Origin of the sequence: Sodalis sp. (in: enterobacteria), assembly GCF_047607725.1 — a bacterium.
GTDB lineage: Bacteria > Pseudomonadota > Gammaproteobacteria > Enterobacterales > Enterobacteriaceae > JBLKSS01.
In genome coordinates this window covers 3,593-27,609 of the sequence record NZ_JBLKSS010000013.1, presented here as the reverse complement: position 1 = coordinate 27,609, position 24,017 = coordinate 3,593, and the positions used below count along the sequence as shown (strand labels likewise).

Genomic DNA, 24,017 nt, shown 5'->3' with positions numbered 1-24,017 from the left:
GTGGAGCCGGAAGCGTATCTGCGCCATGTGCTGGCGATTATCGCGGATCATCCCATCAACAAAATCAAAGAGCTCCTGCCGTGGAACCTCACCATCCCTGCTGAATAACTGTCAATACGGCGCTGGGCGTACGCTTACCCAGTCACCGCGTCAGCGCTGATGCGCGCGCTACTGCCATTACTCGAAGGCGATTTCCAGCTGACTATCGGCGTTCGATAGCCAGATTAGCCCCTCCTGTAGCGTCGCCTGCAGCACCATATTGCGCTGCGCCAGATTCGCCAGCGCGTTTAGCTGCCCATCGTCGATAAACCGTACCGACAAATTCCCATGCGTAGACAAAAGCGGCTGGTTTTGCTGCCACCAGACGCGAGCGGCACGCGCATTATAGGCGTACAGCACCACCTGACGGGCCTGGTGACACGCTTTGCGTAAGCGCTTCTCGTCCGGTAAGCCCAGTTCGATCCACCATTCCGCTTCGCCATGGTCATTTCGCAACCACAGCGCGGGCTCATTTTCCGCGCTAAGCCCGCGGGTAAATTCAAGACGTTCGTCCGCATGGCAAAGCCATGCCAGCAGCCGTAACATCAGGCGTGGCGGGGTTTCCGAGGGGTGTTGCGCCAGTACCAGATTGGCTTCAGAATAATAATAACGGTCCATGTCGGCAATATTGACCGTGGCTTTGTGGACGGTAGATTTCAGCGCCATTGTGGTTTCCCTTTATCGTTTATGATGGCAGTGTACTCAACTTGGCCGGTCGGCGGCCAGCTGCGCCGGTTTCCGGGCCGTTTGCCCGCGAATCCGCCGCCTTTTCTTCCAGGAATGGGGGCGCTCTGTGCTTTAGTCGTTTAAGGAATAACTGTTGATTGATGTGCGGGATTACCGGTGATTCGCGGTGTATCCTTCCTCAGGGAACAGGCGGCATTTACCGCCCAATAAATGTAGGTGAGCGCTTATGACTATGAATGAAGAATATCAGCCCATTAACTGTGATGATTACGATAATCTTGAGCTCGCCTGTACGCGCCATTGGGTATTGAACCTTACGCTCCGTAATGGGGAAACAGTGACCGGCGCGGCACGCGAAATGCTGTCGAGAAAGCGCGTTGAGTATCTGGTTATCGAACAGGCGGGTGTCAGCCAGGACATCCGGCTGGATCACATTGCCAGCTTCACCCATCCCGAGTTGGGCACCGTGGTGGTCAGCGCAGAATAATTCCCTCTCCCTTGCGCGGGCCGCTACGGCTGCCCGCTTACCGTTAATTGCTTCCGCTATCCTCAATTGATACCACGTCGTCCTGCCCACCGTCTTCTGGCGCGACGGCTTTTGCGTCAGTGCTGTCCGCCAGCCAAAACAGATGCCATTGCGCCTCCGATTCCCGCGCCGCGCCTTCCCAGGTGACGAATACCCCCAGCGCCACGATGAGCTGGTCATTATAAAACAGCAGCGGCGTGCTGCCGCGTCGCCACGGCGGAATGTCCAGTTCTTGCCAGATTTTTTTCAATGTTCGCCCGCGGCGTCGTCCGGTGATATACAGCAGACCGCGCACGGGGCCAAAGCGCACCGATACCCGTTCGTCGGGCAGCGGTGCGCGCACGACAGCCTCGGGCGCCGCCACACTGCCGGCACCGTCGGCATTGACGACGATAATACCCCCTTCGGCGACGTCGTCGTCCGCGGCGATATTGGCATCAGCGGCGGCGAACGCTGCGCCGCCGTCCAGGCGCCCCCCGAGGGCGTTGTCGCACTTCGGTGGCGCGATAGGTTTGCCCTGCGCCACGCTGTTGATGCCCACCGGGCGTCGATAGAGCGTTCCCAGCCCCGCGGGCAACGTAAGCCCCTCGCTTTGCGTCGGCCAGGGTAATATCGCCACGCCATCGGAAAGCGCCAGCAATCGCGGCAGCACATAAAGACGGTCGCGAAAGCGTCGCACCTGCCGGTCGTCGAGCTGCATGTGCGCAACCGCATCGCGCCGGCTGAGCGCCACCTCTTGCCACAGACGCGCCAATTGTTGGCGTGAGGGCATTCTCACGCCGCGGTTGGCCAACCAGCGGCGTAAAATGGCCGCGCGCCGAATATCGCTCATCGCCGTTAGCGCCGTCAAGCACAGCGACCCGTCCGGCTGGGTAAGCGCCTCCAGAGTCTCCGCCAGCAGTTCATCCAAAAGCCGTTCCTGCTCGGCACAAAGCTGCGCGCTGCGCGCCACGGCGGCGGCAAATTGCGGCCAGCGCTGCCGCAGGGGCGGCAGGATCCGCAGGCGCAAAAAATTGCGGTCGAACCGCAGGTCGCTATTGCTGTCATCCTCAATCCAGCGGAGCCCGCGTGCACGGGCGTATGCTTCCAGCTCCGCCCGGCCGCACTCCAGCAGGGGCCGCACCAAGCGGCGACCGCGAAATGGCGCATCCGCCGCCATCGCCGCCAGGCCGGCCGGACCGCTACCGCGTTTAAGCGCCAGCAGCAGCGTTTCCGCCTGATCGTCTTGATGTTGGGCGGTAAGCAACACCTCATCGTCCACCAGCGTCGCCGCCAGCGCCTGATAACGGGCGTCACGCGCCGCCGCCTCAATGCCCTCGGGCGTCCCGTCGAGCACCACACGCGCCGTGCTAAGCGCGACGTCGCGCCGGCGGCATTCATGCGCGCAATGGGCGGCCCAACGATCGGCGTGGCGGCTCAATCTATGATGGACATGAACCGCCCGCAGCGCCGGCGCGTCTACGCCATCCAGGGCGTCATCGCCGTCGCGCAGCGCGGTGAGGGCATCCAGCAACACCGTGGAATCCAGCCCGCCGCTGAAGGCCAGCAGCAGCGCGCGATAAGGCGCGACACGGGCTGTGACAAGGCGGCGCAGCGCCTGCACCTGCCCACCGACATCAGGCTTCATACAACTCCAGCGGTAACCGATCGGGATCGGTGAAAAAGGTGAATTTCTTGCCGGTGAGCGCATCAACCCGCACCGGCTCGCAGGCCACGCCGTCGGCCTCAATGCTGGCAATCGCCCGATCGATATCGGCGACGCTGAAGACTAAATGGCGCAACCCCTGGGCTTCCGGCCGGCTAAGCCGCCCCGGCGCGTCGGGAAAGGAGAACAGCTCAATAAGATACTCCCCCCGCAGCGCCAAGTCCCCTTTCCAGGAGTCCCGTTCGGCGCGGTAATGTTCGCCGATAAGCGTAAAGCCCAGCACCTGGCAGTAAAAATGTTTACTGCGGGCATAATCGCTGGCGATGATGGCGATATGGTGCATCCGTTGTAGGCTAATCATGTTTTAAGATCCCCGTCTCCGTTCTGTATCCCGACGGCGGCTACCCGCGCCGCCGCCGTCCCGCCCGCAGCCGGCGTCCCCGCCTTTGTACCAATTTTCCCACGCGTCGTACAGGGCGGTTGTGCCCATGCCAACCACCAAGTGGCGGTTTATTTGTAAGCGCCCCGTGGAGGACGTCTTGAATTATTGGTGGGTTTGTTGTACGAGACAGTAAACCTACGTTACACGCTTATGCTCATTGTATTTTCACATTGTATTGATTTTAATAACTTTTATTCCCATCCCGGTTTGAGTGATATGAAATTAATGGTTCTGAAGTTTGTGATAGTGTCCATTAAAATTTAAGTGGACACTATCATCGCCGGATTATCCATGATCTGACAGCCGTCCCTTATAGGATGCGGGTTCACTAGGCATCGTAGTGGAACATATTCTTACCGGGCTATACAATAAACCCACCAATAATTCAAGACGTCCTCCACGGGGCGCTTACTCTCGCCAAATGAGACAGCCACGCCTTGCGACGTCGCAACGGCAACCCGCCCGGCCATGGCCGGGCTTTTTTTGCCGGTAAGACGCTCGGCCGCAGGAGGCCCACCGCCGTTGGCGGCGCCAGGCGTGTCTCATGGCTGTCGAAACATCTTCCCGGTCGATGACGGCAGCGGGCGATGTCGCTCCTGCGGGTGGGCGTCGGGGATAATTTATTTATCCGGTTTTTGGCGATTAATTGGCAATAGTTGCGGACAATGTCACATTATTATTCCTCCTAAACGTGATTTTTATTTCAAATAAATCCCCTTTCCGCCACCTTTTATCTTTTGTCCTGACGGGTGGACAAGCTTTAGTATTGTTGCTTTTGCCGCGTCCGACTAGATTATTCACTATGCCAGCTGTATTTATCGCCTGATTAAGACGGTAATAAAGGAAGATGATATAACGATGAGATAATGAGCAGAATTCAGGCAACCTCGTAAAAGGTCACTATGATGCAAACGCTTACTACTCGGCAAAATAAATTACTGAGTTATTTACTCCAGCATCAAGAATATGTTGCGTTTAAAACTATCGCCCGCTATCTGGCGGTTTCGAAAAAAATGGTCCAGCGCGATCTGCAGTTTATCGAGGCCTTCCTTTCTGTGTGGAATATTGCTTCAGACAAAAAGGCCGGTATGGGGATTATGCTGCAGGCGGACGACCGTCAGCGGTTAATGCTGTTAGAGCAGCAGGTCATCCCCGAGGACGGTTTCACCGAGGCGCTGGCCAATAAGTCGCGGCGGATCAAAATCGCCTCCCAGCTATTGAGCGAGACGCCGCGCGAGACCTCCATCAGCAAGCTGTCGGAGCGCTACTTCATCAGCAGCGCATCGATCGTTAACGACCTCAAAATTATAGAGGGCTGGATGCAGCCGCTGGGGTTGACNGCTGGTGCGCAGCCAGAGCGGCACCCATATCGAGGGCAGCGAGAACAATGTACGCCAGGCCATGGTGTCGCTGATTAACGATATCACGAATCACAGGGAGCCGGGGATGATCAATCATTCGCGGCTCGATCCCGGCAGCTACAAAGCGCTGACGGATTATTTTGGCGCTGAAGACGTTCTTTTCGTGCAACAGTTGCTGCAGCAAATGGAGCTGCGGCTCGGATACCCGCTCGGCGAACCCTACTACATTAATATCTTCACCCATATTTTAATTATGATGCACCGTATGACGCAGGGAAATGCGTTGGCGATGGCGGAGAAAATAGAGGCCAGGCAGGTTGATGATCATATATTTTCTATCGCCCGTGAAATGATTGAAAAAATAGAAGCGCGTATCGTCCATCCGCTACCTGCCGAAGAGGTGTGGTTTATTTATCAGTATATTATTTCATCGAGTATTGTTATGGAGGAAGGGGCGGATGGCCGGCAACCCCATAGTCATTTTTTTAATGGGGAGTCACACCGGTTAACGCTGCATTTAATTGACGCATTTTCGTCTTTGATCAATATCGATTTGCGTTCCGACAGGTTGCTTTATGATGGGCTGCTTATTCATGTTCGCCCCTTGCTTAATCGCCTGAAATATCATATTCGCATCCATAATCCTTTGCTTGAAGATATTAAGATCGAATTGCCGGATATCTATCAGCAAACCGATAAAGCTATTCATCAGGTTTGCGCTCTGTTTGGTTTACAGCTTATCGCCGAAGACGAAATAGGTTATTTGACCATTTATTTCCAGGCGGCGCTGGAGCGGCAGATCGCCCATAAACGTATTTTGGTGGTGTGCTCCAGCGGGGTAGGCACCTCTCATTTACTCAAAAGCCGTATTTTTCGCGCCTTTCCCGATTGGGTGATCGCCGGCGTGGTCTCCGCCAGCAATATGGATGCGTTTTGCCGCCAGGAGCCGATCGAATTGATTGTCTCCACCATTCATTTGCGGGAGGAAAGCATCCCGATTGTGTATGTTTCGGCCTTTTTCAATGACGACGATATTAAACGCGTCACCGAAAAAGTCATCGCCAGCACGTTGCAGCATGCGGTTATCCCGTCCTCGGTGGCGGAGCCAATTAATTATTCACATTGTGGTGAGGTAGAGGATGGACATCAATAAGATTCTTACGCAGCGGCGCGTCAACTTGAACATGCAGGCGACCAATAAAGAGGACGCCATCCAGGAATTGGCCGATCTGTTATATGACGATGGCGCCCTGACCTGCAAAGAGGATTTTATTCAAGACGTTTGGCAGCGTGAGGCCGAGGGCTCCACCGGCTTTGAAAACCATATTGCTGTCCCGCACGGTAAATCCCAGGCGGTGAAACAGACCACGCTGGCTATCGGGCAGACCGCGCAGGATATTCCTCGACGGCAGCAAAGTGCGCTGCATCATCTTGTTCGCGGTACGTCTCGAGGATCAGAACACCACCCATATTCGTCTACTGTCGCAGGTGGCGGCGGCGCTGGCCGATGACGATGTCATCGACCGGCTATTAACGGAAACGGACGCCAATAACATCATTGCGTTGTTCAGTCAGTACACAGAGACCGACCTTTGTTAACCCTGCAACCCTATGAGGTCGAATATGAAAATCGTTTGTGTCGCCGCCTGCACGGCAGGCATCGCGCATACCTATATTGCGCGCGAAAAACTGATTAAGGGCGCCCGTGCGCTGAATTATGACATCCAGGTCGAAACCCAGGGGACCATTGGTACCGAAAATTCGCTGACGCCGGAGGCGATCGCCGCCGCCGATGTGGTGATCCTGGCGGTCGATATCAAAATCAACGGCGAGGAGCGCTTTAAAGGCAAACGGTTGGTGCGGGTCAAAACCGACGTGGTGATCAAATCACCGGTCAAATTCCTGGAAAAAGTGGCCGGCTCGCTGGAACGTGCCTGATTACCAACGGCTTCGGGAGCCACATCATGAACGTTAGCCAACATAACACGGGCACTGTCATTAAAGGGCATCTGTTGACCGGCATTTCCTGGATGATCCCGCTGATTGCCGCGGCGGGGATCTGTATCGCGCTGGGACAGGTCATCGGTGGGCCGGACGTCGGCCAAAAGACCGGTAGCGTGCCCTGGATGCTTAACCAGATCGGGGGATGGGGTATGGGGCTTATCGTGCCGCTGATTAGCGCCGTGATCGCCTACTCCATCGCCGATCGACCCGGTTTCGCTCCGGGGCTTATCGTCGGTTTTATCTGCGGGCAGATTCAGACCGGGTTTATCGGCGGCATTCTCGACGGTTTTCTGGTGGGCTACACCGTACTCCTGCTGCGTCGGGTGATTAAGCTGCCGGCGTCGATACAGGGGTTGATGCCGGTGATGATCCTGCCGGTGCTGAGCACTATCATCGCCGGACTGCTGATGATGACCTTCATCGGTCAACCTATCGTCTGGCTGCAAAAGGCACTGATCCACCTGTTGGAGTCGATGCAGGGCGGATCGCGTTTCCTGATGGGCGCCATTCTGGGCGCGATGGCCACCTTCGATTTCGGCGGGCCGGTCAATAAAACCATGCCGCTGTTCACCGACGGTCTGCTGGTGGACGGTATTTATGGTTCGGAAGCGGTGAAATTCGTCGGCTCCATCATTCCGCCGTTTGGCATCACCCTCTCGTTTTTGCTCACGCGGTACAAATATACCCGGGCGGAGAAAGAAGCGCTCAAGGCCGCGTTTCCCATGGGGATTTGCATGATAACCGAAGGGATTATCCCCATCGCGGCGCGGGATCTGTTGCGGGTCGTGGCGTCGTGCGTCGTGGCCTCGGCTATTGCGGGCGGGTTGATTATGGTCTGGGGCGTCGAGTCGCCGGTGCCGCACGGTGGGATGTTCGTCGTGCCGCTGTTTACCCGGCCGGCGATGTTCTGCCTGGCCCTCGGTATCGGGACCGTCATTTGCGGCGTCATGCTGTCGCTTTTAAAGAAACGGGTCACCGAGGCGGATGAGGAGTTCGATGATGTAGAAGATAGGACCGTGTGGGACGAAGACATCAAATTCACTTTGGAATAACGGGAGTCGCCATGTTTGCCGCCATGAAGAATTTGCAGGCTGACGCCAGCCGGCGTCGGTACGCGCTGTTAGCCATCAACTGTTTCAATCTGGAAACCCCGCGCGCCACCATTCGCGCCGCCGAGCAGCAGCGGGCGCCGGTGATCCTCAATCTCTACCAGGGCCATTGCGGCCATCTGCCGCCGCGGGTGGCGGTGCCGCTGGTACGCGCGCTGCCCGATGAGGCCGCCGTACCGGTGACGCTGAGCCTGGATCACGGCAGCGAAGCCGCGATCATCGGTCAGGCATTTCGCGCCGGCTTCAGCGGGCTGATGATCGATGCCTCCAGCCAGCCGCTGACGAAGAACATTCGCCAGACGCGCCAGGTGGTGCAACTGGCGGCGACCGACGGCGTCTGCGTGGAGGGCGAGCTGGGCCATATCGCCGATGCGCGGCAGATGATGACCGCGGTGGAGGATGTCGAGCCTTTCCTCCGCCAGATGGGCATCGATCTGCTGGCGGTATCGGTGGGCACCGCACACGGTCTCTATCCGCCGGGCGTCACGCCGGAGGTGGATTTTGAGCGGCTGGAGGCAATCCACCATGCATCGAGCGTGCCGTTCGTGCTGCACGGCGGCAGCGGCACCCGGCCGGAGGATATTCGCCGGTTCAGCCAGCACGGCGTAGCAAAGATTAATGTCGGCGTCGCGGTGGCCCAGGCCGGTAAAACCGCGCTCCACGACGGGCTGCGTCAGCATCCCGATGCCGAACTGGCTGATCTGTTGCAGTTGATGGAATCCGCTTGCCAGGAAGTCCTGGCCGAGTATCTCGGCTGGTCCGGGCCGGCCCATAAAGCCTGACCCCGGCCGGCATCACCCTTTTCGTCCTGTCCATCGGCGCTGCGGCGCCGGTGCGGGCCACTTTTATCCGCAATTCAACCCAGAAGGAAGATATCATGCTGATTTCCATGAACGACATCCTGCAGCCGACCCGCGAGCATCGTTTCGCCATCGGGGCTTTCAACGTGGCCGATAGCTGCTTTATCCGCGCGGTGGTGGAAGAGGTGGAAGCCACCCGTACCCCGGCTATTATTTCCATTCATCCCAGCGAACATGATTTTGTCACCGACACCTTTTTCACCTATGTACGCGAAAGAACGCTGAAAAGTCCAATGCCCTTTGTCTTGCATTTGGATCACGGCGCTTCTATCGAACATGTGCAACGCGCTATTCAATGCGGATTCACGTCGGTGATGATCGACGGCTCACTGCTGCCCTATGAGGAAAATGTGGCGCTAACCCGCGAGGTGGTGCGGCTGGCGCATACGGTCGGGGTGTCGGTGGAGGGGGAGTTGGGCACTATCGGCCAGACCGGCAATTCGGTCGAGGGCGGGGTGTCGAAAGTCACCTATACCGATNNNNCNCNGGCGCAGGCGCAGGCGCAGGCGCAGGCGCAGGCGCAGGATTTTGTCACCCGCACCGGTGTGGATACGCTGGCGGTGGCCATCGGGACTGCGCACGGTATTTATCCGAAGGATGTTAAGCCGGCGCTGCAGATGCATATTCTGCGCGATATTTCACAGCGTGTGTCGATCCCGCTGGTACTGCACGGCGGGTCATCCAATCCGGACGCCGAAATAGCGGAGGTCGTGACCCTGGGGGTGGGCAAAATCAATATTTCCAGCGATATGAAGTTTGCTTACTTCCAAAAAGCGCGCGAGATACTTAGCCGGGAAAGTTGGTGGGATCCTAACGTGATTTATCCAGAACCGATTCTGGCGGCTCGCGAGGTGATTCGCAACAAAATGGCGCTGTTTGGCTCCCTCGGTAAGGCCGATCTTTACTAAGGCCTCCACGGCATTGCACGATGGCCACCGTCAACCGGTGGGCGGGGGCAATGGGCCGCCAAACTGGCCGGATCCACGACCCTGCCACCCCGCGTTGACGGGCGGCAAAAGCCGCGCGGTGAGTCCATTCCCCGCAGGAAAAGTATTTTTTACCGGTGGTGTTGAAAAGCCGCTAACCCCGTCTAAAGTTAATTCGCTGCCACCGGTGTTATAGCCAATGGCGGCGGCGCAAGCTTTCCCGACTACCATCGTAAACAACGCCTTTATCTACCGCGGCAAGGCCGGCGGCAGGTGACTTAAGAGAGACTTCATGAGCAGCGTAAACGTTGAAACGGAACAGCCGATCGCCTCTGCAGCGACGCTTCCGGCCGCCGGGGCGGACGGTCTGCTGCCGACGATTATTGATGAAATACAATTGACCGGCCGTCCCGTCACCCATAAATTGATTTTGGCGGTATTGCTTGAGCGTCTGGAAACCGAACATGATCCGCAAATGCAGGATCGCTATCGCGAGGCGTTGAATAGCTTCATGCATACCAGCGTCATGGACGATATTTGACCCATTGCGCTGGCGTGTGCCGTCGCCGACCGCGCGGTACAATGCTCTTCTGCGGCGCAGGGCAGGCGCCTCAGGGTTTCTATGCTGCACTGGCAGGCGCCGACGTGATCAGGCGACGCCTGGTTAAGCTTGTGCTACGCGCCCCGGCTAGGATAATCCTTGCCGCGTCTTTTCGCGGCGCGTGCTTCATCCGCTTGCGAGGTGTACAGATGGCAATCGATTTTCATGCTGGCTCTAATCAATATACCTATGCCCGCCGCGTAGCTCATGCCGGCTGGGGAGATTTTATTCAACAGCGGATGGATCCCGCCGGTAAAGCGATTGCCGATATCGGCTGCGGCGGCGGCATTTATAGCGCTGCCTGGGCCGGGTTGGGCGCCCGGCAGGTTACCGGCGTCGATTTTTCCGCGCAGATGTTGCAAGATGCGCAGGAAACTGTGCAGGGATTGACCAATGTCTCGTTTGTGCAGGGCGACGCGGTCGCTACCGGGCTGGCGGACGCCAGTCAGGATATCGTTTTCGCCCGCGCCCTCATTCACCATTTCGACCCGCCGCACCCGTTCTTGCATGAAGCATGGCGCATCCTCGCGCCGGGGAGACTTCTGCTGATTCAGGATCGGACGCCGGAAGATGTCTTCTTGCCGGGATCGCCCGATCATATGCGCGGCTGGTTTTTCGATCTATTCCCGCAGTTGGCCGCCTTTGAAAGGGAGCGTCGCCCCGCCCGCGCGGCGATTGAGGCGGCGTTAACGGCGGCGGGATTTGAACTGTGTCCGACCACCACCCTGTGGGAGACGCGGCGCGAGTACGCCGATAGCGCCGCGTTGGCAGCGGATTTGCGCGGCCGTACCGGGCGCTCAATCCTGCATGAATTAAGCGATGAAGCGCTGGCGCAGATGATTGCTTATATCCTCGCGCGCTTGCCGGCGGGACAGCCGATTGTGGAAAACGATCGCTGGACGTTTGGTGGGCGCAAAAACCGGGCGTTGCTGGCCATATGGCTACCGGCCCGGCGTTAGCGCAATAGCGCTTGAGGTCGCGCCGGCGGTATGCCCCGTACGCCTGTGCGGGAATGCGGACGCCGTTTGCTGTGTGGTATTAGGCTCTCACGACGGTACGGGAATAAGCCTTGCCGTTTGGTGGGGGTGCTAGGCTCTTACGCCCGTGCGGGAATTAGCCTGCCGTTAGGTGGGGGGTAGTCTCTCACGCCCGTACGGAAATAACATGCCGTTTGCTGCGCGCTGGTGGGCAGAGTAAGTTTATTCGCGACCAAATGCGCCGCTGTTGGCCTGGGAAGGCTATCCCGTGGGTGGGCTTAGCTCTGCGGGTACAGATAAAAAAAGCCGGTGGCACCTGGAACGTCCTGTTCCGGCCCCCGGCCAGTAAGCAAATTCCCTACGCCGTGAGGCGTTTTGCTATAAATACAAGTTGGTAGAAAGCAAAAATGCACTGCCCGGTCATTTTTCATCGCCAGGCAATTTTCGTCAAGCTGCACTAAAGGATAGGCCCGCCGTCTGGTGCGGGTCTTCAGCGCTTTTATTTCACTCGCCGGCTATTTCACTCGCCGGCAAGGAGGCGATAGATGAAGCTATTACGTTACGGTCCGCCGGGCGAAGAGTGTCCGGCACTCTTGGATGGGGACGGCCAACTGCGCTCCCTCGCCGGAGAGATAGAGGATATCGCCGGCGAGACGTTATTGCCGGCGGCGCTTGCCCGCCTGCGCGCCCTGGATCCCGCTACGCTGCCAAAGGTGGCGGGCGATCCACGCATTGGCCCCTGCGTCGGCTGGGTAGGTAAATTCGTCTGTATCGGGTTGAATTATGCCGATCATGCGGCCGAAACCGGTGTGGCAATCCCTACCGAGCCTATCGTATTTAATAAATGGATCACCGCTATCAGCGGTCCTTTTGATGCGCAGCATATCCCGCGCGGCTCGCTAAAAACCGATTGGGAGGTGGAGCTTGGCGTGGTGATCGGTCAAGGCGGCCGAGATATCCCCGAACAAGACGCCCTGCGGCACGTGGCGGGCTACTGCGTGGTGAACGATGTGTCTGTGAGCGGAACTGGTAGCTGGAGCGAGGGGGGACCTGGGATAAAGGCAAGGGCTATGACAGTTTCGGTCCCATCCGTCCCTGGCTGGTGACCGCCGATGAAATCGCCGATCCACAGGCGCTGCAGCTTTGGTTGGAAGTGGATGGTAAGCGCTACCAAGCGGGGTCCACGGCGACGATGATTTTCTCCGTCAAAGAGATTATCAGCTACCTGAGCCGGTTCATGTGTCTGTTGCCGGGCGATATTATCGCCCCCGGGGGTGGGGATGGGGCAAAAACCGCAGCCGGTCTTCTTGTGGGCCGGCCAGCGGCTGCGGTTGGGCGTTGAGGGGCTCGGCGAGCAGCGGCAATTGACGGTGCAGGACTGACGAACGGCCGCGCCAGCGTCATAGACAAAGCGGCCTCTCGCGCCAGCAGGGAAGCAAGGGACAATGCGGCACTCTGCTCAGGGAGGTAGGCGCCATAGCCGGAGCGGCATCGCGCTCCGGCAAGCCGGCCTTAAGGGCGGGGATCGGCGGGGGGCGTTTTAACCGGCTCGGCCCGGGCGTCGTCCGCCGGCGTCTGGGCGGCGAGGGCCGCGTCGGCCGGGGCGGGCGTTTTGCTTGGCGGCGCTGCCAGCGTCAGCATCAAACCCTCGCGGCGCATCTGCGCCGACTCTTCCGGCTTATGCAGCCGGTCAAGCACATCCGCCAGCCAGGCGTAATCATGGGCATCCGGGCGCTGCTTAAGCGCGGCGCGAAAGGCGTCGGCCGCGGCCTGCCATTCGCCGCGTTTCATCAACAACTGCCCCAGCGTACTGCTCAAAAGCGGCGTGTCCCCCTGCTGACGGATTTGCAGCCGCAGCGCTTTCTCCACCTGCTCGGGGTCGCCGCTCTTCAGGTGCGGCGGCAGCGGCAGCAGTTCATCGTCAGCGTGATGTTTAAGCGCCTTAACAATGAGACGCTTCGCGGTGTCGTGATCGTTGCATTCGATAAGATGTTCTGCCAACGCCACCTGTAGGGAGGCGTCGTTGCGCACCTTCCTGCTTTGATCGCGCCACCAGCGGTTCAGCCCCTCACTGCCCTGATTTTCCATGATCTGGTCCATCAGCCCGTTAAAAGCCTGATACTGTAAGCGATTTATTGTCGCCTCGTCGTACACCTGAACTTTGCGCATTGCCGGCAGAATATCCAGCAGCGATTGCCAGGCGTGCGTGCGAATTAACGCCTGTTCCGCCAGGCGCAGCACTTCGGGATGGCGCGGCGCGGTTTCTAGCAGACGGTTGACGCCGTGGCGGGCGGCATGATCCTCATGGCGAGCGAGTTGGATACGCACCCGGGTAATGTCTACCGGTAGCTGATCGTTGTCCGCCACTTCCGCCGCGCGGGCCAGGTACTGATTGGTGCGTAAATCGTCCCCGCGCTGCTGCGCGGCTTCCGCCGCCAGCAGATAGTTGACCACCGGCTGGTCGGCGTGATCGGCGTTGCGCGCCAGGAGTTTTTCCACCTGACGGTAATCCCCTTCGGCCAGCTTCATCAGCGCCGCCCGGGTGTGCTTGCGGGCGCGATGATTTTTACGGCCGTTGAACCAGCGGCGGGTACGCGCCCCGGTCCGAAACAGCCGGCGGATTGCCCATTCGATGATAAACAAAACGATAAACGTCAGGATCAGAATAATCACCAGACCGGTGACGCTGGTTTCAATATTGTAATTATCGGTCTGGATCAGCACATATCCCTGATGACCGGCGACCAGCGGGCCGAGCATAATGCCCGCGAACAGCAGGATGAACAGCAATAAGACCTTGATCATCGCTTATTCTCCCTGTGCGGCGGGGGCCGCCGGCTGGGCCAGCAGATTGCGTACCCGGGTCTGCATCAGTTTATCCAGCAGCGGCTGGCTTTGCAGGCTATCCGGCAGGTTCATGGTGATATCCTCCTGGCCCAAAGCGTCAAGCTGGCTCAGGAAAGCGCGGGTATTGGCATCGTCGGTATCGAAATAGGCGCGCACCCAGGTGGACACGGAATCCAGCGACTGCTGATAGATTTCATTCTGATGGCGCGGCACCGCCTGGGCGGCGACCAGCAGCCGGGCGCGGATATTTTCCCGCAGGTAGACATCCTGATTCGGTGCCAGCAGCGGTTCGGCGCCGGTATCGCGGCAGCGCACGGTAATAAAATCGTTCATGAAATTATGCCAGCTTTTGCTGAGGTTCTGCCGCCACTCTTGAATTGACCCCGATAATTCGCCGCTATCGCTATCCATAGGGGATTCATCGCTGTCGTTATCCGCCAGCCGCAGGTTATCCACCTGGTTGGTCAACTGGTTGAGTTTCAGGATAATGCCATCGAAGTCTATCTGGCTGACGCCGGCCAGCGTGCCAATATCCTCGGTGATCGCGCGCCGCGCCTCGGTGAGGCTGGGATCGTTCATTTGCGCCAGACTGGCGTCAGCGCTTTTCAGCAATGCGCCGGCGGTGACGACATCCCGGTCGCTCCACAATTTGCGTCCGGCCATTTTCACCAAAAAATCCGCCTGCGACAGCAGCCAGGTATTGGTGTTAGTTCCGGTGATTGCCGTCAGTTTGTTCTGCAAATCCTCCAGCTCGCGCCCCTGGACCTCCCGCTGCGCCCGCGCAGCGTCGAGCGCTTGCCTTTGGGCGGCCAGTGACTCCTGGTATTGCTGGCGTTGCGTCTGCTGCGCCTGATTGAGCTCATCGAGACTCGCCTGCAGCTGCGCGCGCGTGGCCTCTTGTTGATGCGCCTGCTGACGCGCGGCGATATAGACGCCAACCGCCAGCAAAACGGCAATGACCAGGGCCAGCGCCGCCAGTATCAGCGCCAGCGGCCGGCGGCCTGTGGCCGTTTTGCCCGGTTTGCCGTTACCGACGGGCGGAATCTTCCCCCCCGCGGCGCACGAGGGTGCTGCGGGCCGTGGCTCGGCGTCGCCGGAAAGCGGGGTCGAAGCATGCGGGCTATCTGCTTTCCTGGTCGCGTCATCCTGCGGGATCGTTGGAGTAGTGTGTTCCGTCATGTTGGCCTGTCCCATGATTAAATTTAGAGCAATACGCGCATCAATGCATCGTTGTCTGCCGCGTTCGCTACGACGATGTCCGTCCAGCCCAATTGGCGGGCAAGCATGGCTAAACGTTCGCTGACCACTATCAACCGGCATGACATCAGCCAGGCGCGGCGATAGTATTCAGGCATTAAAGTATAGAATTGTTGTAACATTTCGCCGCTGGTAATTACCAGCGTGTCGATGCCCAGCGTCCGCATACGCCGACCCTGCTCTTCGCCGTCATAATGTATCGGGCTGCGGCGGTAGCATTCGCAATAGGTGGTCTGCACGCCGCGCTGGCGCAACGTCTGCTCCAGCACTTCCCGTCCGCCGTTGCCGCGCAGGATAAGCGCGCGCTTGCCGTCGATGCACGCCAACGCCGGCAGACGCAGCAAATCCTCGCTGGTTTCTCCCTCGTCGGGGTAGCTGACCGGCAATCCGCTCAGACCGTGCAGCCGCAGGCCGGTGCTGCGCCCCACGGCGTAATAGTGCAACCCGGCCGGCCAACTGACGCCCTGCTGCGTCAGCCAGGGGTGGGCGTAGTTGATTGCATGCTGTGAGACGATAAACAATAAATCGCCGGCAGACAGATCGGCGAGGCGTTGCGGAAGATGCGGCAGGTCATTGCCGGGGGTAAAGTCGATAAGCGGCAGATGCCAAGCGGATTTGCCGCGGGCGCGCAGCCTGTTCACCAGCTGTTCGCCCGCGGGCGATGGGCGGGTGACGAGGATGCTCATTGCGGCGAGTCGTCCTGATAAACCTGGGCCAAAATGGCGCGGGCGCCGCGATCCAGCAGATCGTCAGCCAGGCGCTGGCCGAGCTGCTCCGCCTGCGCCAGCGGCGCCCGCCCTTCACTGCGGATGACGGTGGTGCCGTCCGGCGAGCCCACCAGGGCGCGCAGCCAGACTTCGTCGCCGTCGAGCACGGCATAACTGCCGATAGGCACCTGGCATCCTCCCTGCAGGCGGGCGTTCATGGCGCGTTCTGCACCGACGCGCAGGGCGGTTTCCCGGTGATGCAGCGGCGCCAGCAGCGCCAGCGTGCGGGCATCATCCAGACGGCATTCGATGCCGACCGCCCCTTGACCTACCGCAGGCAGCGAGTCCGCAGGATCGATGGCCTGACGGATGTGATCCTCCAGACCCAGCCGTTTCAGACCGGCGACCGCCAAGATGACGGCATCAAAGTCGCCCCGATCGAGTTTCGCCAACCGCGTGCCGACATTGCCGCGCAGATCGCGTACCTGCAAATCAGGACGCCGTTCGCGCAGCTGGCACTGCCGGCGCAGACTTGAAGTGCCGATAATCGCCCCTGGCGGCAGCGCGTCAAGATTGGCGTAATGCGGACTAACGAAGGCGTCGCGCGGATCGTCGCGGTCGCACAGCACACAAAGTCCCAGACCGTCGGGAAAATAGACCGTAACATCCTTCATCGAATGGACGGCGATATCGGCGCGATGTTCCAGGAGCGCCCGTTCCAATTCTTTGATGAACAATCCCTTACCGCCCACTTTTGCCAGCGGGGTATCAAGGATGATGTCGCCACGGGTCACCAGGGGCACCAGCTCCACCTGCAAATGCGGGTGGTGGCGCAGCAATGCATCGCGCACGTACCCCGCCTGCCAAAGCGCCAGAGGGCTCTGTCGGGTGGCGATTTTGAGAAGGTTGTCTTGCATAGTCATTACCGATTTTATCATTCACCCACCATCCTAACACCGATAATGAAGCACTGTCAGTTTTCGGCGGCGGCTAAGCGAGGCGGGAAGGGAGAAAAAAGGAATAACAAGTTGCCGTTGGGGAAAGTGCTATACTCGATGGATAGCTTAACTTTCTTTACGGTCAATCAGCAAGGTGTTAAATTGATCACGTTTCCAGCATTTACCGGCCAATAATTCTACTACTCACTACGCCGGTCGGGTGGAGAAACGGGTTTTTCTAACACCGGGATAATCAGGCGAGACGTCTTGTACTTCTATATCGAGACCTTGAAACAGAGACTGGACGCGATTAACCAACTTCGGGTGGATCGCGCGTTGGCGGCCATGGGGCCGGATTTTCAACACGTATACAGTCTGCTGCCAACCTTACTACATTTTCATCATCCGATGCTTCCGGGTTACCTGGACGGTAATGTGCCCCACGGCATCTGTTTTTATACCCCCGACGAAACGCAGCGCGCCTGGCTTGACGATATCGGCCGCCTGGCCGGCGCGGCGGTGGCGGCGCCGGATAGCGGCGAGCAGCCGATCACCAGCGTTTACTCAATGGGCAGTACCTCTTCCATCGGCCAGAACGCCAATTCCGATCTCGACATCTGGGTGTGTCACCAATCCTGGCTGGACAACGAAGAACGCGCCCAGTTACAGCGCAAGTGCCACCTGCTGGAACAGTGGGCGACGCGCCAGGGCGTGGACGTCAACTTCTTCTTGATAGATGAAAACCGTTTTCGCCATAACGAAAGCGGCAGTTTAGGCGACGAGGACTGCGGCTCCACCCAGCATATCCTGTTGCTGGATGAATTCTATCGCACCGCCGTGCGCATGGACGGTAAGCGTATCCTGTGGAACATGGTGCCGGGGGACGAAGAGGCTCATTACGACGAATATGTTCTGTCGCTGTACGCCCGCGGCGCGCTGACACCCAACGAGTGGCTGGATTTGGGGGGCCTCGGCACCCTGTCCGCGGAAGAGTATTTCGGCGCCAGCCTGTGGCAGTTGTATAAAAGCATCGACTCCCCCTACAAGGCGGTGCTGAAAACCCTGCTGCTGGAAGCCTACTCCTGGGAATATCCCCATACCGAACTGCTGGCGATGAAGATTAAACAGCGGCTGCATGACGGCGAAATCGTGTCCTTCGGCCTCGATCCCTACTGCATGATGCTAGAACGGGTGACGTACTACCTGACCCAGATAAACGATATGACGCGGCTGGACTTGGTGCGCCGCTGCTTTTATCTGAAGGTATGCGAAAAATTGTCTCAGGATCCGACGGGCACCCCCTGGCGGCGTGAGATCCTGACGCAGCTGGTGACGAGCTGGGGTTGGGATGAGGCGCGGCTGAAAATGCTGGACGATCGCGCCAACTGGAAGATAGGCCAGGTGCGTGAAGCGCATAACGAGCTGCTGGACGCCATGATGCAGAGTTACCGCAATCTGATCCGGTTTGCCCGCCGCAACAACTTGAGCGTCAGCGCCAGCCCGCAGGATATCGGCGTGCTGACCCGCAAGCTGTATGCGGCCTTCGAGGCGCCGCCGGGCAAAGTGACGTTGCTTAATCCGCAGATCTCGCCGGATCTGTCGGAGCCGCACCTGACGTTCATACACGTGCCGCAGGGTCGCGCCAACCGCACCGGCTGGTATTTATACAACCAGTCGCCGTCGATGGATTCCATCATCAGCCACCAGCCGCTGGAATATAACCTCTATCTCAATAAACTGGTTGCCTGGGCCTGGTTTAACGGGCTGTTGACCCACTCGACCCAAGTGCATATCAAGGGCAGCGATACCTGCGATAGAGCCAAACTGAATGAGCTCATCGCCGATGTCGCAGGCCACTTCCCGTTGCGGGTGCCGACCCCGACCCCCAAGGCGCTCTACAGCCCGTGCGAAATTCGTCATCTGGCGATTATCGTCAATCTGGAACACGATCCCACTGCGGTATTCCGCAATCAAGTGGTGCATTTCGATTTCCGTAAGCTGGACGTTTTCAGCTTCGGCCAGCAGCAACAGTGTCTGGTGGGCAGCATCGATCTGCTTTATCGCAACTCGTGGAATGAAGTGCGCACCCTGCATTTCAGCGGCGAGCTGGCGGTGCTGGAAGCGTTGAAAACCATTCTCGGCAAAATGCATCAGGACGCCGCGCCGCCGGATACGGTGGAGGTATTCTGTTACAGCCAGTATTTACGCGGGCTTATCCGCACCCGGGTGCAGCAGTTGGTTTCCGAATGTATCGAGCTACGTCTCTCCAGTACCCGCCAAGACCCAGCGCGGTTCAAGGCGGTGCGTGTGGAGGGACAGACCTGGGGGCTGTTTTTCGAGCGCCTAAGCGTTTCGGTGCAGAAGCTGGAAAACGCGGTGGAATTCTACGGCGCCATTTCCAACAATAAACTGCACGGGCTGTCCATCCAAATGGAGACCGAGCAGATCCATCTGCCGCCAGTCGTGGACGGGTTCGCCAGCGAAGGTATCATCCAGTTCTTTTTTGAAGACACCACCGACGACAGCGGATTCAATATCTATATTCTCGATGAAACCAATCGGGTGGAAGCCTATCATCATTGCGAAGGCAGCAAAGAGGAGCTGGTGCGCGACGTCAGCCGGTTCTACTCCTCGTCCCACGACCGGTTCACCTACGGCTCCAGCTTCATCAATTTCAATTTGCCGCAGTTCTATCAGATTATGAATCTGGACGGCCGTATTCAGGTCGTGCCGTTTCGCAGCAGCGTGCTCTCCCATTTGTGCGCCACGCCGTTTGAAAATGGCGCGCCGCCGCTGGCGCAAAACGCCCGCAGCAGCTAATCCGCCGGCGGGGCACGCGTTCCCCGCGCCTGCCATTTCGCGCCCGCCGCGTCGCTTGTAAACCACAATTGCTGTTGCTTTTCATATGCCAACTGCGATGATAGGAAGCTGAGACGGATGAACAATAGGTAATGGGTGAAATGAAAAGCGAATTGCGCCGCGCGGCGTTGGGGTTGATGCTGCTGGGACTGTACGGCTGCGGCCTGAAAGGCCCCCTTTATTTTCCGCCGGCGGACAAAGCGGATAAAAGCGAACAGAAGCATCAGCTGACGACCACGCCGTCCTCGACCCAGTCTCCGGTGCAGACCGCCTCGCCCGGGGATGATAGCAGCAGTGCCGCCGTCGGGACCGAACAGCCGTAATCGCGACGCAGTCGCTTCCTGCCGGCAGACGTGCTATGCTGCGCTATCGGCTACTCAGCGGAGTGGGATATGCAGTTCTCCAAAATGCACGGCCTGGGTAACGACTTCATGGTCGTGGATGCCGTGACGCAAAATGTCTATTTCTCACCCGAGATGATCCGCCGTCTGTCGGACCGGCATTGCGGCGTGGGATTTGATCAACTGTTGGTGGTGGAACCGCCCTATGATCCGGAACTGGATTTCCATTATCGTATATTCAACGCCGACGGCAGCGAAGTGGCGCAATGTGGCAATGGCGCACGCTGTTTTGCCCGTTTCGTGCGCATGAAGAATCTGACCAACAAACGCGACATCCACGTCAGTACCCAGACGGGGCGCATGGTGTTGACCGTCACCGAGGACGATATGGTGCGCGTTAACATGGGCGAGCCGAATTTCGATCCACAGCAGGTGCCGTTTCGCGCAGCCAAAGCTGAGAAAACCTATATCATGCACGCGGCGGATCAGACGGTGCTGTGCGGCGTGGTCTCCATGGGCAATCCACACTGCGTGATTGCCGTGGACAGCGTGGAGAGCGCTCCGGTGCTGACGCTCGGGCCGGTGCTTGAGAGTCACGAGCGCTTTCCGGAACGGGCCAATATCGGTTTCATGCAAGTGTTGAACCGCGGGCATATCCGCCTGCGGGTCTATGAACGCGGCGCGGGTGAAACCCAGGCTTGCGGTAGCGGCGCTTGCGCCGCGGTCGCGGGGGGGATCTCGCAGGGCCAATTGGCGGAACAGGTGCAGGTGGACCTTCCCGGCGGCCGGCTCGCCATCAGCTGGCGCGGGCCGGGACATCCGCTGTATATGACCGGACCCGCCACCCATATCTATGACGGATTTATTCATCTATGAAGCAAGTCGGCGAACAGGCGGACAGCGCGCAAACGCTGGATGACAAACAGGTGGTGCACTATCTGCTCACCCACCCGGATTTCTTTATCCGCAATGCCCGGATCGTGGAGCAGATGGTGGTGCCGCATCCAGTGCGCGGCTGCGTCTCCCTATTGGAATGGCAACTGGGGCGCCAGCGTGCCCATATCCAGCAGTTGGAAGACGATATTACCCGTTTGATGGAACACGCGAGCACCAATGAGCCGCTGTTCAACCGCTTACTGCGGTTGCAATCCGATCTGGCAGCGGCAGACAGTTTGCAGGAGCTGCTTAATCGCCTGCAGCGGCGCTGGGCGCGCGGCCTGGGACTGGCGGGGGCGCATGTGCGGTTGTTTAGCGACCAATGGCAGTTGGGCGCCCCGTCGGGGTTCACGCATTTGGCGCTGGCGCGCAGCGCGTTCGAGCCGCTACGGATCCAGCGTCTCGGCCAATGCAATCATTATCTCGGCAAGCTGAACGGCCCTGAATTGCTGCTGCTGCTGCCCCAGGTGCGGCAGGTGGGCTCCGTCGCCATGTCGCTGCTCGGGGATGACGGCTCCCTCGGCGTGCTCATGTTTACCAGCCGCGACAGCCAGCATTTCCAGGACGGCATGGGAACGGTATTATTACAGCAACTGGCCACGCTGTTACCGGACCTGCTGGAACGCTGGATCAGCCGGGCATGACCGACACCCGCTCTCTGCTCTGGCCGCAGGTAGATGCCTTCCTACAATATTTGCGGGTGGAGCGGCACTTGAGCGCCAAAACGCGGGAAAGTTATCAGCGGCAGTTGGCCACCCTCATCGCCATGGCTTCCGAGATGGGGCTGGCGGAATGGCGGCAGCTGGAGGTAAGCCAGGTGCGCGCGTTGGCCACCCGCAGCAAGCGCCAGGGGTTACAGGCCGCCAGTCTAGCGCTGCGGCTTTCCGCGCTGCGCAGCTTTCTGGACTGGCTGGTGAGCATCGGTCAGTTGGACGCAAACCCGGCGCGAGGTGTTCCCGCGCCGCGCCACGGCCGGCATCTGCCGAAAAATATGGATGTCGACGAAGTTGACCACCTGCTGGATATCGACACCCACGATCCGCTGGCGCTGCGTGACCGCTACGCGCCTCAGGACGACACGGTGTTTATCGCCCAGCGCGGAGGACGTATTTCCGCGCGTAACGTGCAGAAACGTTTTGCCGAATGGGGCGTGAAACAGGGGGTAAATAGTCATATCCATCCGCATAAGCTGCGCCACCCCTTCGCCACCCATATGCTGGAGTCGAGCGGCAACCTGCGCGCGGTGCAAGAGCTGCTCGGCCACGCCAACCTCAGCACCACCCAGATCTATACCACCTTGATTTCCAGCATCTGGCATCGGTGTACGATGCCGCGCACCCACGAGCCAAACGGGGAAAAACCTGATGCATTTCTATCGCCCTCTGCGAGAGCTGCGCGCGTTAACCTTTGATCTTGATGATACGCTTTACGATAATCGGCCGGTGATTGCCCGTACCGAATACGAGTCGGTGAAATTTCTACAGCAGTACCACCCCGCGCTACGCTGTCTGGGACAGGACGATTATCAACGATTGCGCCGCGAATTGCGTCAGCGCGAGCCGGAGATTTACCACGATGTGAGCCATTGGAGCTGGCGCTCGATCGAACTGGCGATGCGAAACGCGGGGCTCAGCGAGCGCGAGGCGCGCGTCGGCGCCGATGCTGCCATGGAGGTGGTCCTGCGCTGGCGCAGCCAAATAGACGTGCCGGCGGAAACCCACAGCACGCTGGCGGCCCTCAGCGCCCGCTGGCCGCTGGTTGCGATAACCAACGGCAACGCCTCCCCCGAGTCCTGCGGACTGGCGGGCTATTTTCGCCATATTTTGCGCGCCGGCCCGGACGGCCGCGCCAAGCCCTGGCAAGATATGTACGCGCTGGCGGCGGCGCGGTTAAATGTGCCGCCCCGCAGTATTCTGCACGTGGGCGACGATTTGGAGGCGGATGTCACCGGCGCCATTCGCTACGGGATGCAGGCCTGCTGGATCAACGATCGCGGCGGTAATTTTGCCGCCGCCGCCGCCGCGCGTCTATTACCGCATCTGGAAATTTCGCGGTTGGTATCCCTGACAGCCTTGTTATAATCACTACTCAATCTGTATAAATGACCAGTGTTTTTGCCGCCGCCGGACGGCATTTCCCCATTCGCATGTTAAAGGCCACCTATGGACGTTTCTGATTTGCTCAACAGCTTGAACGACAAGCAACGGGAAGCCGTGGCGGCGCCGCGCGGTAATTTACTGGTGCTGGCCGGCGCCGGCAGCGGCAAAACCCGGGTGCTGGTGCACCGTATCGCCTGGTTGCTGTCGGTTGAAAACTGCTCGCCCTATTCAGTGATGGCCGTGACCTTCACCAACAAGGCGGCGGCGGAAATGCGCCACCGTATCGAACATTTGGTGGGCACCAGCCAGGGCGGCATGTGGATCGGCACCTTCCATGGGCTGGCCCACCGCCTGCTGCGCGCCCACCATCAGGATGCCAATCTGCCGCAGGATTTTCAGATCCTCGACAGCGAGGATCAGCTGCGTTTGTKGMAMCNGNCNCANSSGCGSCATGWRKMTCGRYRMSWWMCAKKGGCYGSCSCRCCRMSYGMTGYGNGYMYAYCRKCRGSAWGMMANAYSWGSSKCWGSRTYYKCAGNATNSTSGAMAGYKASGRYMASCYGSKKKWGKYGANMWSGCMWCRTMYKYRYCAWGMMTMTCNAKGANARMCWGYGRNCNCGCCGSGCYRWKSGATKTKGYMKAKCKGMKGCNWGMRMGMCSAKGRKCTGYGKCYGNARCAWGYSGMAWRTTNCKGCRMCMCKRYSGMGNGCGNCYTSRCMANRTATYYWKSWAGMCNNNTWYCAGGAWRCCWRNCNRAYYSMRYMSGSCTGKWKSMKYWTGCYGNGCYGRTRMTGNCGNGNCMATGWGMTGNTKGYKGRWSAWGMYGMMYAWTCNGMKYYACKRCNSGCGRGSGSYWCA

At 59.1% G+C, this 24,017-nt stretch carries 21 protein-coding genes and 5 pseudogenes; 19 read left to right on the top strand and 7 right to left on the bottom strand.

Features of this window, described 5'->3' with window-relative positions:
- Positions 1-108: transposase domain-containing protein (locus tag ACMX3H_RS01650; RefSeq protein WP_415209556.1), on the top strand; the 108-nt coding region annotated here is incomplete at its 5' end.
- A 69-nt stretch (positions 109-177) separates the two neighbouring features.
- Here the strand turns inward: ACMX3H_RS01650 and ACMX3H_RS01645 are convergent.
- Positions 178-705: a YaeQ family protein gene (locus ACMX3H_RS01645; RefSeq protein WP_415209554.1), complete on the bottom strand. Its 528-nt coding sequence runs from the start codon at positions 703-705 to the stop codon at positions 178-180.
- A gap of 247 nt (positions 706-952) precedes the next feature.
- Between ACMX3H_RS01645 and rof the strand changes: the two genes are divergently transcribed.
- A complete protein-coding gene (rof, locus tag ACMX3H_RS01640; RefSeq protein ID WP_025421126.1) occupies positions 953-1,213 on the top strand; it encodes a Rho-binding antiterminator in 261 nt (86 codons plus the stop codon).
- Between the two features lie 43 nt (positions 1,214-1,256).
- On the opposite strand, the gene tilS is transcribed toward rof, so the two are convergent.
- Positions 1,257-2,879: a tRNA lysidine(34) synthetase TilS gene (gene tilS, locus ACMX3H_RS01635; protein WP_415209553.1), complete on the bottom strand. Its 1,623-nt coding sequence runs from the start codon at positions 2,877-2,879 to the stop codon at positions 1,257-1,259.
- Entirely contained in the window at positions 2,869-3,258 is a 390-nt protein-coding gene (locus tag ACMX3H_RS01630) for a VOC family protein (protein ID WP_415209552.1), read from the bottom strand. The genes tilS and ACMX3H_RS01630 overlap by 11 nt, the downstream gene beginning before the upstream one ends.
- A gap of 421 nt (positions 3,259-3,679) precedes the next feature.
- Here ACMX3H_RS01630 and ACMX3H_RS01625 point away from each other — a divergent pair, with 421 nt between their 5' ends.
- The 10 genes and pseudogenes from ACMX3H_RS01625 to ACMX3H_RS01580 all read left to right on the top strand — a co-directional run bounded on the left by ACMX3H_RS01625 (position 3,680) and on the right by ACMX3H_RS01580 (position 12,559).
- Positions 3,680-3,832, top strand: coding sequence for a hypothetical protein (locus ACMX3H_RS01625; protein ID WP_415209551.1), 153 nt, complete (start codon positions 3,680-3,682; stop codon positions 3,830-3,832).
- Positions 3,833-4,244: 412 nt separating this feature from the next.
- Positions 4,245-5,853 (top strand): annotated as a pseudogene (locus tag ACMX3H_RS01620) (BglG family transcription antiterminator).
- A pseudogene (locus ACMX3H_RS01615) lies at positions 5,840-6,299 on the top strand (PTS sugar transporter subunit IIA). The pseudogenes ACMX3H_RS01620 and ACMX3H_RS01615 overlap by 14 nt, the downstream one beginning before the upstream one ends.
- A 24-nt stretch (positions 6,300-6,323) precedes the next feature.
- Positions 6,324-6,638 carry a PTS fructose transporter subunit IIB gene (locus ACMX3H_RS01610; protein ID WP_415209550.1) on the top strand — a complete coding sequence of 105 codons (315 nt, stop codon included), beginning with the start codon at positions 6,324-6,326 and terminating at the stop codon, positions 6,636-6,638.
- 26 nt (positions 6,639-6,664) lie between these two features.
- Positions 6,665-7,756, top strand: coding sequence for a PTS fructose transporter subunit IIC (locus tag ACMX3H_RS01605; RefSeq protein WP_415209549.1), 1,092 nt, complete (start codon positions 6,665-6,667; stop codon positions 7,754-7,756).
- Between the two features lie 11 nt (positions 7,757-7,767).
- Positions 7,768-8,595: a class II fructose-bisphosphate aldolase gene (locus ACMX3H_RS01600; protein WP_415209548.1), complete on the top strand. Its 828-nt coding sequence runs from the start codon at positions 7,768-7,770 to the stop codon at positions 8,593-8,595.
- Positions 8,596-8,690: 95 nt separating this feature from the next.
- Positions 8,691-9,581 carry a ketose-bisphosphate aldolase gene (locus ACMX3H_RS01595; RefSeq protein ID WP_415209547.1) on the top strand — a complete coding sequence of 297 codons (891 nt, stop codon included), beginning with the start codon at positions 8,691-8,693 and terminating at the stop codon, positions 9,579-9,581.
- 310 nt (positions 9,582-9,891) lie between these two features.
- A complete protein-coding gene (locus ACMX3H_RS01590; protein WP_415209546.1) occupies positions 9,892-10,140 on the top strand; it encodes a biofilm development regulator YmgB/AriR family protein in 249 nt (82 codons plus the stop codon).
- 209 nt (positions 10,141-10,349) lie between these two features.
- Positions 10,350-11,159 (top strand): class I SAM-dependent methyltransferase, encoded by an 810-nt coding sequence (locus ACMX3H_RS01585; RefSeq protein WP_415209545.1) that lies wholly within the window; start codon positions 10,350-10,352, stop codon positions 11,157-11,159.
- A 563-nt stretch (positions 11,160-11,722) separates the two neighbouring features.
- Positions 11,723-12,559, top strand: a pseudogene (locus ACMX3H_RS01580) (fumarylacetoacetate hydrolase family protein).
- A gap of 130 nt (positions 12,560-12,689) precedes the next feature.
- On the opposite strand, the gene hemY reads toward ACMX3H_RS01580, so the two are convergent.
- From hemY to hemC, 4 genes are read right to left on the bottom strand one after another with little or no spacing between them, the layout of a single operon-like run.
- The gene (gene hemY, locus ACMX3H_RS01575; RefSeq protein ID WP_415209544.1) at positions 12,690-13,982 is read right to left on the bottom strand and encodes a protoheme IX biogenesis protein HemY; all 1,293 of its coding nucleotides are present in this window, start codon (positions 13,980-13,982) and stop codon (positions 12,690-12,692) included.
- 3 nt (positions 13,983-13,985) lie between these two features.
- Positions 13,986-15,203, bottom strand: coding sequence for a uroporphyrinogen-III C-methyltransferase (gene hemX / locus ACMX3H_RS01570; RefSeq protein WP_415209543.1), 1,218 nt, complete (start codon positions 15,201-15,203; stop codon positions 13,986-13,988).
- A 23-nt stretch (positions 15,204-15,226) separates the two neighbouring features.
- Positions 15,227-15,967 (bottom strand): uroporphyrinogen-III synthase, encoded by a 741-nt coding sequence (gene hemD / locus ACMX3H_RS01565; RefSeq protein ID WP_415209542.1) that lies wholly within the window; start codon positions 15,965-15,967, stop codon positions 15,227-15,229.
- Complete coding sequence (gene hemC / locus ACMX3H_RS01560) at positions 15,964-16,905, bottom strand: hydroxymethylbilane synthase (RefSeq protein ID WP_415209541.1); 942 nt, start codon at positions 16,903-16,905, stop codon at positions 15,964-15,966. The genes hemD and hemC overlap by 4 nt, the downstream gene beginning before the upstream one ends.
- Before the next feature lie 288 nt (positions 16,906-17,193).
- Between hemC and ACMX3H_RS01555 the strand changes: the two genes are divergently transcribed.
- The 7 genes and pseudogenes from ACMX3H_RS01555 to ACMX3H_RS01525 all read left to right on the top strand — a co-directional run.
- Positions 17,194-19,746: a class I adenylate cyclase gene (locus tag ACMX3H_RS01555; RefSeq protein WP_415209540.1), complete on the top strand. Its 2,553-nt coding sequence runs from the start codon at positions 17,194-17,196 to the stop codon at positions 19,744-19,746.
- A gap of 140 nt (positions 19,747-19,886) precedes the next feature.
- A complete protein-coding gene (gene lptM, locus ACMX3H_RS01550) occupies positions 19,887-20,108 on the top strand; it encodes an LPS translocon maturation chaperone LptM (RefSeq protein ID WP_415209539.1) in 222 nt (73 codons plus the stop codon).
- 69 nt (positions 20,109-20,177) lie between these two features.
- Entirely contained in the window at positions 20,178-21,002 is an 825-nt protein-coding gene (gene dapF, locus ACMX3H_RS01545; RefSeq protein ID WP_415209538.1) for a diaminopimelate epimerase, read from the top strand.
- Positions 20,999-21,706, top strand: coding sequence for a DUF484 domain-containing protein (locus ACMX3H_RS01540; protein ID WP_415209537.1), 708 nt, complete (start codon positions 20,999-21,001; stop codon positions 21,704-21,706). Before dapF ends, ACMX3H_RS01540 begins: the two co-directional genes overlap by 4 nt.
- Positions 21,703-22,427, top strand: a pseudogene (locus ACMX3H_RS01535) (tyrosine recombinase XerC). The gene ACMX3H_RS01540 and the pseudogene ACMX3H_RS01535 overlap by 4 nt, the downstream one beginning before the upstream one ends.
- Positions 22,427-23,143, top strand: a complete 717-nt coding sequence (yigB, locus tag ACMX3H_RS01530) for a 5-amino-6-(5-phospho-D-ribitylamino)uracil phosphatase YigB (protein WP_415209536.1) — start codon at positions 22,427-22,429, stop codon at positions 23,141-23,143. The pseudogene ACMX3H_RS01535 and the gene yigB overlap by 1 nt, the downstream one beginning before the upstream one ends.
- Positions 23,144-23,224: 81 nt before the next feature.
- Positions 23,225-23,590: pseudogene (locus ACMX3H_RS01525) on the top strand (UvrD-helicase domain-containing protein); the annotation flags it as partial.
- Positions 23,591-24,017 lie beyond the last annotated feature (427 nt).